The sequence below is a fragment of the Aeromonas sp. CA23 genome (assembly GCF_002587065.1).
GTDB lineage: Bacteria > Pseudomonadota > Gammaproteobacteria > Enterobacterales > Aeromonadaceae > Aeromonas > Aeromonas bestiarum.
This window is the reverse complement of the sequence record NZ_CP023818.1, coordinates 4618213-4636518: the sequence shown is the minus strand read 5'-3', so window position 1 is coordinate 4636518 and position 18306 is coordinate 4618213. Positions and strand designations below refer to the sequence as shown.

4 protein-coding genes are annotated in these 18306 nt (G+C 63.5%); 3 read left to right on the top strand and 1 reads right to left on the bottom strand.

The features are described 5' to 3' along the window. Positions 1 to 5: 5 nt before the first annotated feature. Complete coding sequence (rtxA, locus tag CK910_RS21315; protein WP_098984624.1) at positions 6 to 14531, top strand: MARTX multifunctional-autoprocessing repeats-in-toxin holotoxin RtxA; 14526 nt, start codon at positions 6 to 8, stop codon at positions 14529 to 14531. Positions 14532 to 14911: 380 nt separating this feature from the next. Then, on the top strand, positions 14912 to 15406 hold the full coding sequence (locus tag CK910_RS21310; RefSeq protein ID WP_098984623.1) for a GNAT family N-acetyltransferase: 495 nt from the start codon (positions 14912 to 14914) through the stop codon (positions 15404 to 15406). Between the two features lie 118 nt (positions 15407 to 15524). Here CK910_RS21310 and rimO read toward each other — a convergent pair whose 3' ends face one another. Beyond that, positions 15525 to 16853: a 30S ribosomal protein S12 methylthiotransferase RimO gene (gene rimO, locus CK910_RS21305; RefSeq protein WP_098984622.1), complete on the bottom strand. Its 1329-nt coding sequence runs from the start codon at positions 16851 to 16853 to the stop codon at positions 15525 to 15527. Positions 16854 to 17133: 280 nt separating this feature from the next. Here rimO and CK910_RS21300 point away from each other — a divergent pair, with 280 nt between their 5' ends. Beyond that, positions 17134 to 18252 carry an HD domain-containing phosphohydrolase gene (locus CK910_RS21300; RefSeq protein WP_098984621.1) on the top strand — a complete coding sequence of 373 codons (1119 nt, stop codon included), beginning with the start codon at positions 17134 to 17136 and terminating at the stop codon, positions 18250 to 18252. The last annotated feature ends 54 nt before the right edge of the window (positions 18253 to 18306 follow it).

Sequence of the window (18306 nt, the reverse complement as noted above, 5' to 3'; positions counted from 1 at the left end):
AATACATGGGAAAGAGTGTATGGAGAAGTATTGAGTACTTCTTTACCGGTAATTACACGGCAGATGATGGCAATAATGACATCAATGCCTTTGGCTTTGGCGGCGTCATCCGTGCCTATGGCGGTGACGACACCATCAAGATCGGCTCCATTGGCGCCACCGTCTATACCGGCACGGGCAATGACAGCGTGTACGGCGGCGCCGCCTACCTCAAGGTGGTCGATGAGTCCGGCAACCTGACCGTCAAGGGGGCGGCGGGCTACGCGGACATCAGCAAGTCCCAGTCCGGCAATATCCACTTTGCCGGTGCCAGCGGTGGCACCAACATAGATCATCAGGGGCGCGAGGGCGACATCCTCTATCAGGGGGCGGCCCTTGCCAACTTCCTGACCCGTAAGGGGATCAGTGGCAACGTCAGCTTCGAGGGGGCCGGTGGTTACAACAAGCTCTGGCACCAGACCGACAGGGGCGATCTGACCTTCAGCGGTGCCGGGGCGGCCAACAAGCTGGACCGCACCTGGCACAGCCAGTATCAGGGCTCGAACGGCAACATCAGCTTCCATGGCGCCGGTGCGGCCAACATCATCAGCTCCCAGGTTGAGTCCGGCAACGTCACCCTGAACGGCGCTGGTGCCTACAACAAGGTGTTCCGCAAGGGGCGCGAGGGGGACGTCACCTTCAACGGCGCCGGCGGCTGGAACGAGATCTCCCGTCTGCGCAACGAACAGGATGAGTACCTGCAGACCCGTGGCGACATCCGCTTCAACGGGACCGGTGGCTACAACCGGCTGCTCTCCGATGTGGCCGAGGGCGACATCCACTTCAAGGGGGCGGGGGGTTACAACCATATCTCCCGCAAGGGGTCTGGCAGCGACAGCTCGCCCTTTGCCGGCGCCCGTGCCGACGAGATAGCGCTGACCACGGCCACCATGGGCGGCAGCTGGATCAACCAGTCCCAGGCGGTCACGGCCATCAAGTCGACCCTGCAACCCAATACCTACCTGTTTGCCTTCTTCGATGGCATGTACACCAAGATAAACCGGGTCGAACTCTCCAACGAGGGCGAGCAGGGCCCCCTGCGCTATCTCTCCACCTCCTGGTACAAGGAGGGCGATCACCTCGCCAGCCTGGCCAGCAGCCAGATCAATGAACAGCAAGGATTTACCTCGACCCGGACCGACGGCGCTTATCGCCTGACGGACTTGGTGTTTGAACGGCGTCAGCGCATCACATTGCAGGCGGTGGAAGCGGATCTGACCGAAAACAGCTGGATCAACTACGGCGGTGGCGTGAGCGTGGCCGCCGCCGATGTCACCCTCTCCACGGCCAACATGAGTGGTCATGCCATCTATCAAGATGGTACCAAGGTCGCGGTCAGCGCGGTGAAATCCCGGGCACAGGCCAACACCTATGTGTTTGCCAAGCTGCTTGGCCCCTACACCAAGATAGTGGTGGTAGAGCTGGCCAACGACAGGGAAACCGGTGCGCTCAAATACCTGTCCAGGGCCTGGTACAAGGAGGGCGATCACATCGCCGGCCTGGCCGGTCAGATCATCTCGGAGCAGACGGGTTTCAGTGCCATGGGCACGGGGGGCTACTCACTGAGCGAGGTGCACTACCAGCTCGATACCGTCACGGCCGTGTCGGATCGACTGCCGGCCACCCGGGAGTTTGACTCCCAGCCGTTGCTTCCTCGTCAGCAAGGCGGTGGCAAGAGCAAGGGCGATATCTTCTTCGACGGCGCCGGTGGCGGCAACGTCATCGAGTCCGACGTGACCGAGGGCAACATCCACTTCAACGGCGCCGGGGCGGCCAACGTGCTGATCAAGCGCGGTCAGCGCGGCGATCTGGTGTTCCGTGGTGCCGGCCTGGCCAACGTGCTGGTGCATCAGGGCGCGCAGGGGAAGATGGATGTCTATGCCGTCGGTGCGGCCAACGTGCTGGTACGCAGCGGGGACGGGGAGTATCTGGCCCGCCTGCTGGCCTATGGCAACATCTCGGTGCAGCAGGGCCGTGGCGACAGCCAGGTGGTCATGCTGGGCGGTTACAACACCCACACCCAGATCGGCGATGGCAATGGTCTCTGGCTGGCTGGTGGTGGCTTCAACCTGCTGACCCAGGCCGGCAATGGCCGGCTCGATGCGCTGTCGGTGGGCGGTGCCAACGTGCTGACCAAGCTGGGTGCCGGCCAGCTGACCGCCGGCCTGCTGGGGGGCGCCAACGTGCTCACCCACATCAGTCAGGGGGACGAGGCTGCCGATACCCGCGCCGTGCTGCTGGGGGGCGCCAACGTGCTCACCAAGAAGGGCAACGGCAAGGTGCAGGCCATACTGGGGGGCGGCGTGAATGTGCTGACCCAGATTGGCCGGGGTGATACCCAGGCGCTGCTGCTGGGGGCGGCCAACGTACTGACCCGGGTCGGTGACGGCGATCTCTCGGCCGTGATGCTGGGGGCGGGCAACGTGCTGACCCATGTCGGCGATGGCGCCACCCTGGGGGTCATGGGGGCCGCCGGCAACCTGTTCACCAAGGTGGGTGACGGCACGGCCATTGCCGCCATGATAGGCGCGGGCAACCTGTTTACCCAGATAGGCCAAGGCGATGCCTGGGCCCTGATGGGCGGAGTGGCCAACGTCTTCACCAAGGTGGGCGATGGCAATGCGCTGGCGCTGATGGTGGCCAAGGCCAATGTCTTCACCCATGTCGGTGACGGCCTGACCGTGGCCCTGATGCTGGCCCAGGGCAACCTGGCGACCAAGGTGGGCAACGGCATGACGCTGGCCGCCATGGTGGGCAATGCCAACGTTTTCACCCACGTCGGTGCTGGCGAAACCTTTGCAGCCATGCTGGGGCAGGCGAACCTGATGACCAAGGTGGGCGATGGCCTGACCGCCGCGCTGATGATCGGCAAGGCCAACGTTTACAGCCACATAGGCAACGGCACCAGCCTGGGGCTGTTCGCCGGCGAGCTGAACGTGATGACCAAGGTGGGCGATGGCACCACACTGGCGGCCCTGTTTGGCAAGGCCAACATAGTGGCCCATGTGGGCAGCGGTCTGACCGGGGTACTGGCGCTGGGCAAGGCCAACATCATCACCAAGGTGGGGGATGACTTCCTCGGCGTCATCGCCAAGGCCGATGCCAACGTGTTGACCCACGTGGGCAATGGCACCACGGCCGCCGTGCTGTGGGGCAAGGGCAATCTGCTGACCAAGATAGGTGACGGCACGACCGTGGGCCTGCTCATCTCCGAGGTGGGCAACGTCATGACCCATGTCGGCGCCGGCAGCACCATAGGCCTGGCCAAGGGCCGCGCCAACCTGATCACCAAGGTGGGTGACGGCCTGGTGGTGCAGGGCGCCTGGGGAGACGTCAACTTGCTGACCCAGGTCGGCAACGGCGATCGCTACAGCTTCGCCAAGGGCCGTGCCAACGTGCTGACCAAGGTCGGCGATGGCCGCGAGCTGGCGGTGCTGCAAGGGGAGGCCAACCTGGTCACCCAGGTGGGCGACGGTGACAGTTACACTGGTGCCTGGGGTCGCGCCAACATCATCACCAAGGTGGGGGATGGCCGTCAGGTCGTGCTGGCCAAGGGGGATGCGAACATAGTCACCCAGGTGGGGGATGGCGAGAGCTATCAGGCCCTGCTCGGCAAGGCCAACGTCGTCACCCGGGTGGGGGACGGCATCCAGGTCACCCTCGCCAAGGGGGAGGTCAACCAGACCACCACTGTGGGGGATGGCCTGAGCGTCACCGCCGCCTACGGCAAGTTCAACAACAACATCAAGGTTGGCGACGGTACCTCCATCAATCTGGCCTGGGGTGATTACAACCTCAACACCAAGGTGGGGGACGGGCTCAACGTCGCCGTCATGAAGGGCAAGGGCAATGCCAATGTCCAGATCGGCGACGGGCTCGACGTGACGGCGGCCTATGCCCGCCACAACGTGGCCATCAAGATAGGCAATGGCGACTTCTACAGCCTGGCCATCGCCAGCAGCAACACCAGCAGCAACAAGCTCGGCACCCTGTTTGACAACATCAAGCAGACCCTGTTCGGTGCGGCAGGCAACCAGGCCATCAACTACCTGGTACAGGGCGATGAAGAGGGCCCGGTCAAGGCGCCACAAGCGGCCAGTCTGGGGGATGTACAGACCCTGAGCGGCTTCGGTCTGGACGAGATTGGCGAGGTGAAATCCTCGCTGGCGAGCGGCCTGACCGGCCAGGTGAGCCAGACCGGCGAGCGGGACGAGCAAGCCATGGACAAGGCGTTGCAGCTCGATGAGCAAGGCCTGGCCAGGGGCGGCGAAAACCTCATCGTCAACGGCGATTTCGAACGGGGCGCCCACGGCTGGCAGCATGCCGGTGACGGGATCGAGGCAGACTTTTCTGCCGCCACCTACGGGCTGGCTGACGAAGGTCATGGCCAGCGTGTCAGTGAACTCTCCACCGACAGAAACACCCAGATTTCCCAGGATCTTGCCGGCCTCCAGGCAGGCGAGACTGTCACTCTGGACTTCGATTTTGCCCGTCGGGCCAACATCTCGCTGCAGCACGGCATCGAGGTACTGTGGAACGGCGAGCGCGTCTTTGCCAGCGAGGGCGACGCCGCCAGCTGGCAGACCAAACGGCTGACCCTGACCGCTCGCGCGGGGAGCAATACCCTGGCGTTCCGGGGCACGGGGGAGAGCAACGGCCTTGGCTATCTGCTCGACAACGTGGTCGCCACGGCGGCTGGCAAGGCCGAGATTGGCCAGGTCAGCGCCCAGCTGGCGGAAGACGGCAACGCCGCCCAGGCCCAAGCCGATCGGGCCAGTGCCGATGCCGACAAACAGCGACTGGAGCAAGAGAAGGCGCAGCAGCTGGCCGCCATCTCGGGCGCTCAGTCCCAGCTGGAAGCCACCGACGAGGGCAAGCTGGCCGAGAATGGTCAGGAGCAGCGCGGTGTCATCGAGGCGGAAGCGCGCGACATGACGGCTCAGCTCGACACCCTGGCCCGCCAGTTTGAACAGCTCAAGCAGCCCGAAGCGGCCACCATCCCGTCCGGCCAGCACTGGCGCAATGGTTTTGCCGACCGCTTGTTGACCGATGCACAGGAAGATCTGGAAGAGGCCAGCGGCACGGCAGGCGAGGCGATTGCGGATGCCAAAACCCGCCGCGAGCAGCAGAGCCAGCAGGTCGATGCCGCCCTGACCCAGTCCAAATCTGGTCAGCAGCGCAGCGAACAGTTGCAGGGCGAAGCCCTGGCGCAGGGGCAGAGCCGGACCGAGCAGGCCGAGCAGCGCCGTCTCGATGCCCTGACCCGCGAGGCCGATGCCCGGCAGCGGCAGCAAGAGGGCGAGTCGAGTGCCAGCCAGGCCCAGGCAGCAGGCGAGCAGGCCAGCAGCCAGGCCAGCCAGCAGGCAACACAGGCCAGACAGAATGCGGCGAGCCTGAAACAAAGCGGCGACAAGCCGAGCCGTCAGGACGCGCATGACGGCCAGATCCCGGTTGCGGCACCCCGGCTGCCGCAGGCTGGTGAGCTGGATGCGCCGGATGCCACAGGTCTGTCGACCTATGCTGCGGCCGGCGCCCAGCCATCGGTCATCGATGCCGCCAATGGCTTGAGTGAACAGGAGCAGTCCGCCCTCGATGGCGCCCTGGCTGCGGTCAATCGCCTGCAGATCAATGCTGGGAGCCGTGTTCATGGCACGCCCGCCATCACCCTGCCCGGTATGGTCGGTGAGCGCGAGTCGGGCGCCGCTGTGCCGGCGAGCCATGCGTCTTCGCGCCGCAGCGCCGAGCTGGGTCTGTCCGGGGTCTCCCTGGCCGGGCTGGGAAGCCCGGTGCGAGGCCCGGCCGTCGCCGTGCCCGAGACCGCCGGTTTTGCCTTCCAGCTGCTCAGGCGTGAAGACAATGGCTTCATTGACTCCACTCGCCGCCAGCTGGGCAAGCTCTCGACCGACTTGCCAAGCGAGCGGCTCAAGGCGGTACGCGAGGCCGTGGTTCGGGTGCAGCAGCAGCCATCGGAGGCGAATCTGGGGCTGCTGGAGCAAAGCCTGTCCCAGTGGCAGGCTCGCGACCCCAAAGAGTTTGCCCAGCGCGGTGAACAGGTGAAGGCGCTGCGCTTCGAGGCCGCCTCCTTGCTGAGCCACACCTTCGCCTTCAGGGCCAAGGCTGCCGGTGTGCATGGTCTGGCCCTGCCGCCTGAACAGACAGCCCGCTTCGAACATCAGCTGGTATTCGACGGCATAGGCCGGATCACGGGAGTGGTGGGTGAGTTGAGTGCCACCGACATAGCCAGGGTGACCGAGCTCGGCATTCGTCCGCTCACCGACACCAACTCCAACGCCGAGCGGCAGGCGCCCCGTACCGAGCATGACAGTCTGATCGCGTTTGCCCATCAGCTGGGTCAGTTCGACACGCCGCAAACCCGCCAGCTGGCCGCAGAGGTCAAGGCGCTCTGGCTCTCTGGCGAGGTGAATGGGCCTCGCACCATCGCCCTGTTTGAGACTGCCAGCAAGACGCTGGGGGATCAGCCGCAGCTGCAGGTGCTGGCGCAAGCCTTGCTGGCCGATGCGCACAAGAGCAAGGCGACCGGCCAGTACATAGACAACCTGTTTGGCCGTCGTTTCGACTCCGAGATTGCCCATGCGCTGGTGACCTCACCGTCGCAGGCGGCGATCGATACCTCGGCGCAACTGGGCGCCAGCCTGGTGAAGGAGTTTGGCGACTGGATCCAGACACTGCAGCTGGACGAGGCCACCCAGAGCCAGCGCATCGACAAGAAGATGGCGGCATTCGCCGAGGCCATCAAGAAGGACACCCGTCCCTGGTTCAGCCGGGTGCCCAGCCTGACCGATTTTCTGGCCGAGCCGAATCTGGCCAACTTCAAGCAGATGATGACCCGGGTCGACAACGGCTTCGATGTCATCAAGGTGCCCTTCCTTGCGGTGAAGATGGCCACCCATCCCGAGCTCGGCATGGACACGGCCGACTGGAAGAGAGAGGGAGATCGCTTCTATGGCAGCGTCATCACCAAGGCGCGCTCGACCAGCACCGAGATCGCCTCTGCCAAGGACGGTCTGCTGCAAGTCGACTTGCCGGGCCGCACCACCAGCGACTACGGCACGGGTCTGCACTATCAGCCCGGCGGCGACAAGTACGACGACTTCCTGAGCGGGCGCAGCGTGGCCGATGGCCGCATACTGACGCCGGGCAAGGAGACCACCTTCGAGCGCAACGCGCTGGACAAGGGCTTGCCCGTGGTGACCGGGGCCTCCGGCTCCACCAACATCATGGTGCACCTGAACAACTACCTGGCGGCGAAGGAGCCTGGCTACTCCCCGAATCAGGCCTACCTCAACACCCTTGCCTTCCTGGTGTTCGATGGCGGCCACTCGGTGAACGAGAGTCTGGCGGTCTATCAGGCCTTGCAGGCGAGCGGGGATGCGCGCAAGCAGGTGCTGGAGAGCTACACCGCCAACTACCGGGATCTGGTGGATCTGACGGGTGATGCAGGCAAGGCGGCGGTGCAGGATGCCCTCGATCGTGCCTTCGGCCGCACCCTCGATTTTTATCAGCAACACGCCCACTCGGCGCAGCTGGCTGAGCTGGCCGCACTCGGGTCGCCGCGCAAGGTCAGTGCCCCTGTCGAGGTGGTTGAACCCGCCTCATCCGGCAAGTCCGTCTCCATGGAGAACGACGGCTCGGCACCGCTAGACAGGCAGCCGCTCAACCCCCTGACCCGTTTCCTCAACGACAACCTCTATGGCACCCGTGATGAGCGGCGCCAGGTGGGCGACATCACCCGGCAGTTGCTCGACCATGCGGTGAGCAAGGGAGAGGCCGCACAGGTGACCCTGCAAGGGGACGCCGGCCGCTTGTCCGGTTACCTGCACAAGGGGGCAGAACGACAAGAAACTCAGCAGGATGGCAAGCCCGAGGTGGTGCTGTTCCTGCACGGTTCGGGCTCTTCCGCCGAGGAGCAGGCCGATGCCGTTCGCAGTCATTACCAGAAGCAGGGCATCGACATGCTGGCGGTCAACCTGCGCGGCTACGGTGCCAGCGATGGCGGCCCAAGCGAGCAGGGGGTCTATCAGGATGCCCGCACCATGTTCCGCTATCTGGTGGAAGAGCGCGGGGTGGCACCGGACAAGATCCTGATCCACGGCTACTCCATGGGCGGCCCCATCGCCGCCGATCTGGCCCGTTATGCCGCCGAGCAGGGCAAGCCGGTGGGCGCCCTCTTGCTCGATCGCCCCATGCCCAGCATGAGCAAGGCGATCACGGCTCACGAGCTGCCCAACCCGGGCGGCCTGGTCGGGGCGCTTGCCAAGGCGGTCAACGGCCGTTTCTCGGTGGAGAAAAACCTCGACGGCCTGCCCAAGATCACGCCCATCATGCTGCTGACCGACAACGAAGGGCTCGGCAGCGAGGGGGAAAAACTGCGGGCCAAGCTGGCCGTGGCCGGTTATCAGGTCAGCGGCGAGCAGACCTTCTATGGCCATCTGGCCAGCAACCGCTTGATGGGCCAGTATGCCGAGCAGATTGTGGGTGACTTGTTCAGTCGCACGCCGCCGGCAGCGGACGCCGAGGTGCCGCTCAAGGGCATCGAGGGCATCAAGCGCGATCTCAAGCGCTACCAGGAGGCGCTCGCCCCGCAGGTGGGCAACAACGGCGTGGCCAAGGACATACGTACCACCAGGGCCTTCCTCGCCGGGTATCAGCAGGGACTGGCCGGCAAGGTGGTCGAGGGCTTCCAGCCCGACATGAGCATGACCCAGCTGGTCGACTTGTTCACCCAGCCGACCCTGACGCCACAGCAGCAGGGGGCGCTCGCCTGGGAGATCGAGAACCGGGCGCTCAAGAGCACCATCCAGCCCAGGGTTGAACAGTTCAATCGCCTGTTCCGTGACGTGGCCTCGCAAGGGGGCACAGATCCGCTGGCAAGGGAGCACCTGGCTCCCCAGTTGCTGTTGCTGAACCTGGCGGATGACGGCTTCGGTGGCCGCTGCGATCCCCTCTCCAAGCTGGTGCTGGTCGCCAAGCAGCTGGAGAGCGAGGGGCAGCCGGATCTGGCGCGGCGCATGATGGAGAAGCTCTACTCGGCGGCCGCCGTCATCAACAATCCGGATCGCTACTCGGCCGCCGAGCTGGACAATGCCCGCAAGCTGGTGGGCAGTCTGGCTGAGATCCACAACAACACGCCGGCGTCCTACAACTACGACAGCCTGCGCAGCATCAAGTACGACATCGTCAAGGATAAGTGGGAGGGCAAGAGCGCCATCTCGCTCGATAGCGTGCTCGGCAAGCTGACCGCCAAGGGGAACGCCGCCCCCGTCTTGCTGGAGCTGGATGCGCCGGGCCACGCCATGGCGGCCTGGTCCAAGCAGGGTGAGTCGGGCCGAGTCTACGGTTTCTACGATCCCAATGTGGGCATAGTCGAGTTCTCCTCCGCCGAGAAATTCAGTCGTTACATGACCCGCTTCTTTGGCAAGGAGGGGCTCGACATGGCGAACGGCTACCACCTGACGCTGGGAGCGGATGGCAAGCCGCTGTTCTTCCGGGTAACCGAGATGAACGGGGGCGAGCTCGCCCGCTTCAAGCCGTCCAAGGATCTGGCCAACAAGGTCACGCTGCAGGAGATCCTGCGGTTGCCGGTGTTTGACGAGAGTCCGATGGCGGGGCTGCCGGGCAAGGTGGTGACGCAGGAGCGGGCAAGCAGCCTGTTTGCCGACGCCTACAGCCCGGATGAGCTGAAAAAAGCCGCCCAGGTATTTGCCAAGCCCATTGGCGAATCTTATCAGGGGATCCTGGATCAGCTCGCCGTGCTGCACGGTGCGACCGGGCAGGTGCAGGTGGAGGCCGCATTGCGGCTGAACAAGCTGATCGACGACTACCAGGCCAGGCACGAAGGCTCCGGCAGAAACCCGGCGCTGAGCAAGTTGCAGAGCCAGCTCAACGGCGGGCTCTATCACGGTGAGCTGGCCTCGTTGCAGGCCGAGGTGACGGCACTGGCCAAGAGTCGCCCCGATCTGGCAGCCCTCGTCATCGGCAAGGCTGCCGAAGAGGCAAAAGGCAAGCATCCGGGTCTCACCCAGATGTTGCTGCGCTGGGTGGCACAAGATCCCTATCTGGCGGCCAAGGGGGGATACCAGGGGCAAGCGCCTGCGGATCTGCCGTTTGATGCCAGCTTCCATGTCACGCTCGGCGAGCAGTATGGCGAGCTGAAGACGTGGCTGGCAGATGCCCAGTCGAAGGGGCTGCTGAGCAAGGCCGTGCTGGACGAGACCGGCAAGGTGCTGCACCTGGGCTACTCCTATCAGGAGTTGCAGGATATGACGGGGGATCAGTCTGCCCAGATGACTGTCTACTTCATCAAGGAGGCAGCCAAGCAGGCGGCGCCCGGCTCCGAGCTCTCTGCCGAGATGATCATGCTGGACAAGTTTGCCGACCGCCGCTATCTCGGCGAGCTGGAGTCACGCCGCATCGAGCAGGTTGAGAACATCTATCACAGCAGCAAGCAGACAGACATAGCGGCCTGGGATGCCCGCTATGCCGGGAACGCCCTGCGGGATCTGAACGATCAGGTGGCGCAGGAGAGCACGCTGACGGGACAATTGTCACGCCTGCTGGAGAACCGCAACGGCCTGCTGATCGGGGAAACCCATGGCAGCGACGTGCATGGTCTGCGCTTCGTCAACGAGCAGATGGATGCCCTCAAGGCGCAGGGGGTGACCGTCATCGGTCTGGAGCACCTGCGCGGCGAGCTGGCGCAGCCGCTGATAGACCGCTATCTGGCGGGGGGAGACATGTCTCCCGAGCTGGCAACCATGCTGAAAACCAAGCATCTGGATCCCTCCCTGTTCGAGCGAGCGCGTGAGAAAGGGCTGCGGATTGTGGCGCTGGACGACGGCAGCACGGCAAGACCCGCGATTGCCGGGACTGAGCACGGCCTCATGTATCGCGCCGGGGCGGCCAACAACGTCGCCGTCGACGTGTTGGGCAAGTTGCCGGCTGGCGAGAAGTTCGTCGCCATCTACGGCAGCGCGCACCTGGCCTCCCACAAGGGGATCGAAGGCTTTGTGCCGGGCATTACCCACCGTCTGGGGCTGCCCGCCCTGAAGGTGGATGCGGACAACCGCTTCCGCCTGCAGGAGGATGACGCCAGCCAGCGGGTCGAGTACGGCGATGTCGCCAGGAAATGGACGCCGGTGGCGGGCCTGGATGGTGCGGATCAGCCGGTACGCAACCAGCAGGTTACCCAGTGGCAGCAGCCTGAGGTGACACCGGGCCGCCAGGGGGGAGAGACCCGCTTCGATGGCCAGATCATCATCCAGACCGAAGATGATCCGGTTGCCGCCAAAGCGGCGGCCAGTCTGGCGGGCAAGCACCCCGATCGCAGCCTGGTGGTGCAGCTGGATGCGGATGGCAACTATCGGGTGGTGTATGGCGATCCGGCTCAGCTGGCTGGCAATATTCGCTGGCAGGTGGTGGGTCACGGTCGTGACGGTGACGAGCAGAACAACAGCCGACTCAGTGGCTACAGTGCCGATGAGCTGGCCGGGCGTCTGCGGCGGTTCGGCGAGCGCCTGCAAGAGGCGGGTGTGGCGAGCAAGCCGAGCTACGTCAGCCTGGTGGGTTGCTCCCTGGTGAGCGACGACCAGCAGACAGGGTTTGCGAGCCGCTTCATCAAGGCATTGAAAAACGAGGGGATCAACGCCCAGGTATCGGCCCGCAGCAGCGAGGTGGCGGTCGATCTGGCTGGTCGCAAGCACACCCGCGGTGAAGATGATGTCTGGGCCCGCAAGGTGGCCGGCAACAAGGTGGTGCTGACCCTCAACGAAGCCGGCGAGCCTGTGGCGCACACCGAGCTGGTGCGCGGCGGTGTGGCCGAAGGGGATATCGATCTGGCCAAAGTTGGCCGGGGTGACGGCGAGAGTCACGCCCGTGGCGCCATCGCCGACAACGACGAGACCTTTGTCGCCCCCGAAAAACAGCGCCAGTCCGAGCCTGCCGCCGGAGAGGCCGACAATGCCGTCAGCTACTCCGGCAACATTCAGGTCAACGTGGGGGATGGCGAATTTACCGCCATCAACTGGGGTACCAGCAACCTGGGTGTCAAAGTGGGCACGGGCGGCATGAAGTCGCTGGCCTTCGGCGACAACAACGTCATGGTGCACATCGGGGATGGCGACAGCAAACACAGCCTGGACATTGCCGGTTACCGGGCGTTGGAGGGGGCCCAGCTGTTCGTGGGCCAACGCAACGTCAGCTTCAACCAGGGGCGCAGCAACGATCTCATCGTGATGCTGGAGAAATCCATCCCCACGCCACCCATGGTCAACCCCTTTGGTGGGGCGGCCCGTATCGCCGGTGCCCTGCAGCAGATAGCCGGTGACGGCTCTCAGCCGAACTGGGTTGCCAGCCAGTGGGAGCAGTGGACCCTGGCTGGGGCCAACAAGTTCGTGGCGGACATGGCCGGGCTGGATCAGACCAGCAGCGTCAAGTACGGCTCGCTCACGGCACTGGACAGCGACCATGAGCGCAGCAGTCGCGGCCTCAAGAGCGATCTGGAAGCAACCCTCAACAAGGCGTTCAACCAGCACGTCTTGGGCGGCGGCCAGGGTGAAAAGGGGCCTCTGAGCCGGGCGGACAAGCTGCGCCAGGCCAACGAGAAGCTGGCGTTCAACTTCGCGGTTGCCGGGCAGGGGGCCGACATCCAGGTCACCACGGGCAACTGGAACTTTGTGTTTGGTGACAACATCCAGGCGATGCTGGACACCAACCTGGGTTCCCTGTTCGGGATCCTGACCCAGGAGTTCACGTCGACCGGGCAGGCCAAGACCACCTTTACATTCACTCCGACCGATTTGCCGCGCCAGCTGCAAAACCGGCTGCTGGGACGACTGGCCGGGGTCGGTGCCGACACCACGCTGGCAGATATCTTCGGCGTGGATTACAACGCCCAGGGCCAGCTGGTGGCGCGCGATGGCGCGGCCATCGATGCACCTGCGCTGTTGCAGGAGATGCTGGGGGTCATCGCCGAATTTGGTGGCGATCAGCTCAAGAGCCTGACCGATCCTGCCAAGTGGATCGACAGCCTCAAGGCCGGGCTGGATCTGGGCACAGATGCCCTCGGCGATTTTGCCCGCACCCACGGCTTGCAGGAGGCGGCCCCCGAAGAGGCCAAACCCGGTGAGGTGTCGGTGCAGCAGGGGGAAGGCTCTGCCAAGGCCGCTACCCAGCCGGCCGCTGCACAGGAGAAGGCGTTCGGTTTCAACGCCCTGAGCCTGCCCAACCTGTTTGCGGCCCTGTTCAACGGCGACAAGCAGGCGGAGCTCAAGGCGCTGGCCAGCAACCTCAAGCAGAACCTGACGGCCGATCTGCTAAACATGAAGGAGCAGACCTTCGACTTCCTGCGCAACAGTGGTCACCTGCAGGGGGATGGCGACATGCACGTCTCCCTTGGCAACTACAACTTCAACTGGGGGGGCGACGGCAAGGATCTGGGGGCTTACCTCGGCGACAACAACAACTTCTGGGGTGGGCGCGGGGACGATGTCTTCTATGCCACCGGTACCTCCAACATCTTCACCGGCGGTGCCGGTCAGGACACTGGCATCATGATGGGACGGGAGAACATGATGTTTGGCGGGCAGGGTGACGATGTCGCCGTGCTGGCCGGCCGTGTCAACCGCGCCTTCATGGGCGAGGGCAACGATCAGGCCTTCATCTTCGGTGAAGAGGGGATAGTGGAAGGGGGCGCTGGCCAGGATTATCTGGTCACCTCCGGCAACTACAACCAGATCGATGCCGGCGCGGATCAGGACTTTGCGGTGACCATAGGCCATCACAACCAGATCCGGCTGGGTGAGGGGGATGACGTTGCCATTGTGTTCGGCAACCACAACCGCCTGCTGGCGGAGCATGGCAACAATCAGGTCAAGCTGATGGGTTATCACGCCACCATCCGGGGCGGTGATGGCCGGGATCGGCTGATCGCCGACCAGGTCGCCAAGTTCAGCCAGCTCGATGGCGGGGACGGCGATGACCTGCTGGTGCTGGGCGGTTATCAGAACCGCTTCAGCGGTGGCACAGGCGTCGACAGCTTCGTGTTCAGTGGCGCCGTGATAGAGAACCTGGTGCAGGACATCGGCAAGGAGGACTTCATCGTCTTCAACGACGTCAGCTGGCGGGATCTCTGGTTCAAGCGCAGCGGCTACGACTTGCAACTGCTGGTCAACCGTCACACCGACGGGGCGAGCGAGCAGGGCAAGTTCGAGCAACTGGGCAGCGCCACCTTCAGCAACTACTTCGCCGACAACCGAGCCCAGCTGGTCATAGGCCTTGGCGAACAGCAGGCAGAGGGCGAGCGCGCCTACACGGCGCTCTCTCACCATGCGGTCGACAGCCTGATCCAGGCCATGAGCAGCTTCGCCCCCGAAGCGGGTAACATGGGTGTGATCAATCGCCTCGACAGCCAGGCAAACAGCCTGGTGCAGTCTGCCTGGGGGGATGTGATACAGGGTCGGGCGCACGTCGCCTGAGCGACCTGAAGCCAACTCAATGACATGCAAAACCTGCTCTTCGGAGCAGGTTTTTTTATGGGAAAACGGTGGGCGTGAGCTTCCTTGCCGGTGTGTAACGGCGGGAGAGCGCGCCTTGGCTACCGGCTCCTTAGTACAGCCTGCTCGCCGCCCATCACAGGCTCTGCCAATGGATGGGGCTGCGCCTGCCTTTCCAGCCATAGGCGCCTTCCACTCTCAGGCTGGTTATGATATCCATTCGATAACCTGGTCTGGGGCAAGCGGGTCCATGGGGACGCGCTGCCAGCGGCCAGGGCGCCGCCTGTCGGCGCTACCCGGGGCTTGGCCTCGCCGTGTTCATTCCTCCCTGCAGGTCATGGGTTATACGCAAAAGAGGCTTTATGGAGTTGTTGTTACTGGCGGATGCGCCATCTGCCGCAGGCGTGGTTGCCTCATGGTATTTTGACGAATGGTGCCGCGACAGTGGTCGCTGCACTCAAGAGCAGGTACTGGCCAAGGTCACGGCGGCCACCCAGGTCGACCGGGCTCCGCTGATGGTACTGGCCTGCCTGGCCGGTGAATGGGTGGGGGCTGCCGAGCTCAAGATCCGCGAAATGGCGATGTTTCCCGAGTACGAGCATTGGTTGGGTGGGGTATATGTGGTTGAAAAAGCGCGTGGGCAGGGGGTTGCCTCCTTGCTGGTAACAGAGATCCTCAGCCGCGCTCGCAGTGCTGGGATCAGCAAGCTGTACTTGCAAACCGAGAACCTGACCGGTGGCGTTTATTGCCGTCATGGTTTCAAGGCCCTTGAGGAGGTCCATTACAAAGGTCTTCATGTCCTGGTGATGGTGGCGGATACCGGCATCTGGCCCTCGTCAGAAGCGCTGACCCGGTGACGCCAGGCGCAGCAGCGCGCATAACCATTTTGTGCGATCAATAAAAAAAGCCAGTCAGGGTCACTGACTGGCTTTTTTATTGGCGCCTGCCGGGCAGGTGCCGTCATGGACTGCGGACTTAGCCTATCAGGCTGGCCCAGAGGTCGTATTCGTCCGCTTCGTCGATGCGGACCTTGACCAGATCGCCGGGCTTCAGATCGGTTTCACCGTTCAGGTAGACCAGACCGTCGATCTCGGGGGCATCGGCGAAGGAGCGGCCGGTGGCACCCTCTTCGTCCACCTCGTCGATCAGCACAGTCATCTCCTTGCCGACCTTGCGGGCCAGCTTGCGGACGGAGACCTGCTGCTGCAGCTCCATGAAGCGCTGGAAGCGCTCTTCCTGGATGTCTTCCGGCACAGGATCCGGCAGTTCGTTGGCCTTGGCACCCTCGACCGGGCTGTATTTGAAGCAGCCGACGCGATCCAGCTCCGCCTTGTCGATGAAGTCCAGCAGCATCTGGAACTCTTCTTCGGTCTCGCCGGGGAAGCCGACGATGAAGGTGGAACGCAGGGTGATCTCGGGGCAGATCTCGCGCCACTTCAGAATGCGCTCCAGGGTGCGCTCGACGGTGCCGGGGCGCTTCATCAGCTTCAGAATGCGCGGGCTGGCGTGTTGCAGCGGGATGTCGAGGTAGGGCAGCACCTTGCCATCGCGCATCAGTGGGATGACGTCATCCACGTGCGGGTAGGGGTAGACGTAGTGCAGGCGTACCCAGATGTCGAGCTTGGCCAGCTCTTCGCACAGGGCGACCATGCTGGTCTTGACCGGCATGCCGTCGTAGAAACCGGTACGGTGCTTCACATCGACGCCATAGGCGGAGGTGTCCTGAGAGATCACCAGTATTTCTTTGACGCCGGCTTCTTTCAGGCGCTTGGCTTCGGCCAGCACTTCGCCGATGGGACGGCTCACCAGATCCCCGCGCATGGAGGGGATGATGCAGAAAGTGCAGCGGTGGTTGCAGCCTTCGGAGATCTTCAGATAGGCGTAGTGGCGCGGGGTCAGCTTGACGCCGTGGGCCGGCACCAGACTGGTGAAGGGGTTGTGGGTCGGTTTGGCCACGTATTTGTGGACGTGACCCAGCACCTCTTCATAGGCGTGGGGGCCGGTGATCTCGAGCACCTTGGGGTGGATCTCGCGGATCTGGTTCTCTTTGGCGCCAAGGCAGCCGGTGACGATCACCTTGCCGTTTTCGGCTAGGGCTTCGCCGATCGCTTCCAGGGATTCCTGTACCGCGCTGTCGATGAAGCCGCAGGTGTTGACCACCACCAGCTCCGCATCGTCATAGCTGGGCACCACATCGTACCCTTCGGTACGCAGCTGGGTCAGGATGCGCTCGGAATCGACCAGATTTTTGGGGCAACCCAAGGAGACGAATCCTACTTTGGGGGCCTGTTTTGTGTTGGACATCGCTCAATCACTCTTAGGTGGCTCTCTTATAAGGGCGCGGATTTTACCGGAATGGCTAACCAAAAACTATACAGCCAGCATGGCAGAACCGAACAATATCTCTGGTGGGGCAAGATTGTCCCGGGGTGACCTCAGTCACATCGCCCCTTTGGGGGTATCTCCACGGGGCAGGGCGAACCGTCGACCCGCTCACATCTTGTTGAGCTTTCAGTTAACGAGATGGGAGGCGGCAGATAGGCGTCACTATACTCCCTGCAGGCACACCAGCAGGGAGAAGGGGATGGATAGCTCATTTGGCGAGAAAATGCAGAATGTGCACGCCACGCTCAGGCAGCGCTTTGACAAGTTGAGCCGGGTGGCCATCGCTATCTATGACCAGCACACGGATCGGCTCAAGACCTTTGCCCACAGCACGGAGGGGCGCTCCCCCCTGGTGCAGTACGAGGTCAAGCTGAGCGAGGTGCCCTCCCTGCGCTATCTGGCCGAACATAAACAGCCCCGCGTGCTCGACAGTCTGGACGCCCTGTTGGGGTCGAGCTCGGAGCACAGTCGCAAACTGCTGGAAGCGGGATATGCCTCCAGCTATACCGAGCCGCTGCTGTTCAACAGCAGGCTGTTTGGCTTTCTGTTTTGCGATGCGATGGAGCCGGGTTACTTCAACGAGCCTATTCGCAGCGAATTGTCAGCCTATGCCCAGGTGTTGTCGGCCATCATAGCGGTGGAATTTTTCTCCATTCAGACCCTTGGCGGGGCCCTCACCACGGCGCGGGAGTTCAGTCGCTATCGGGATGAGGAGACTGCCAACCATCTGCACCGGATGTCGGCTTACTCCCGGCTGATCGCCCGCTCCGTGGCAGCGCACCATTCGCTCAGCGACGAGGAGGTGGAGTTCATATACCTCTTCTCCGAGCTGCACGACATCGGCAAGATCGCGGTGCCGGACGCCATCTTGCTCAAACCGGGCAAGTTGACGCCGGAAGAGTTCGAGATCATGAAGATCCACCCCGGCAAAGGGCGGGAGATGATTGCCCTGATGATCAGTGAATTTGGCCTCGACGGCATTCACCATACCGACATGCTGACCCATATCATCGCCTTCCATCATGAGCGTTTTGACGGCACCGGTTACCCGCAGGGGCTGGCGGGGGAGGCTATTCCGCTGGCGGCGCGCATCGTTGCGGTGGCAGATGTGTTCGATGCCCTCACCAGCGAGCGCCCCTACAAGCAGGCCTGGCCGTTCGAGACGGCGTTCGCCTATCTGGAGGAGCATGCCGGTAGCCAGTTTGATCCCGTCTGCGTGGAGGCCGCGCTTCGCAACAAGGAGGCGTTTCGCTCCATCCATCAGCAGTATCAGGAGCCAGCCAGCTCATCGGGTGTCAGCGCTGTAGGGCCGAGTTGACTGGCATTGGTGAGTGTGTAGGGGCAAAGACAGTGCCAAGGGTGAGGGGAGGGA

What these genes read in the sequence shown, in the direction of transcription:
- rtxA (WP_098984624.1), top strand. Translation starts at nt 6, where the DNA reads ATGGGAAAGAGTGTATGGAGAAGTATTGAGTACTTCTTTACCGGTAAT.
- CK910_RS21310 (WP_098984623.1), top strand. Translation starts at nt 14,912, where the DNA reads ATGGAGTTGTTGTTACTGGCGGATGCGCCATCTGCCGCAGGCGTGGTT.
- rimO (WP_098984622.1), bottom strand. Translation starts at nt 16,853, where the DNA reads ATGTCCAACACAAAACAGGCCCCCAAAGTAGGATTCGTCTCCTTGGGT.
- CK910_RS21300 (WP_098984621.1), top strand. Translation starts at nt 17,134, where the DNA reads ATGGATAGCTCATTTGGCGAGAAAATGCAGAATGTGCACGCCACGCTC.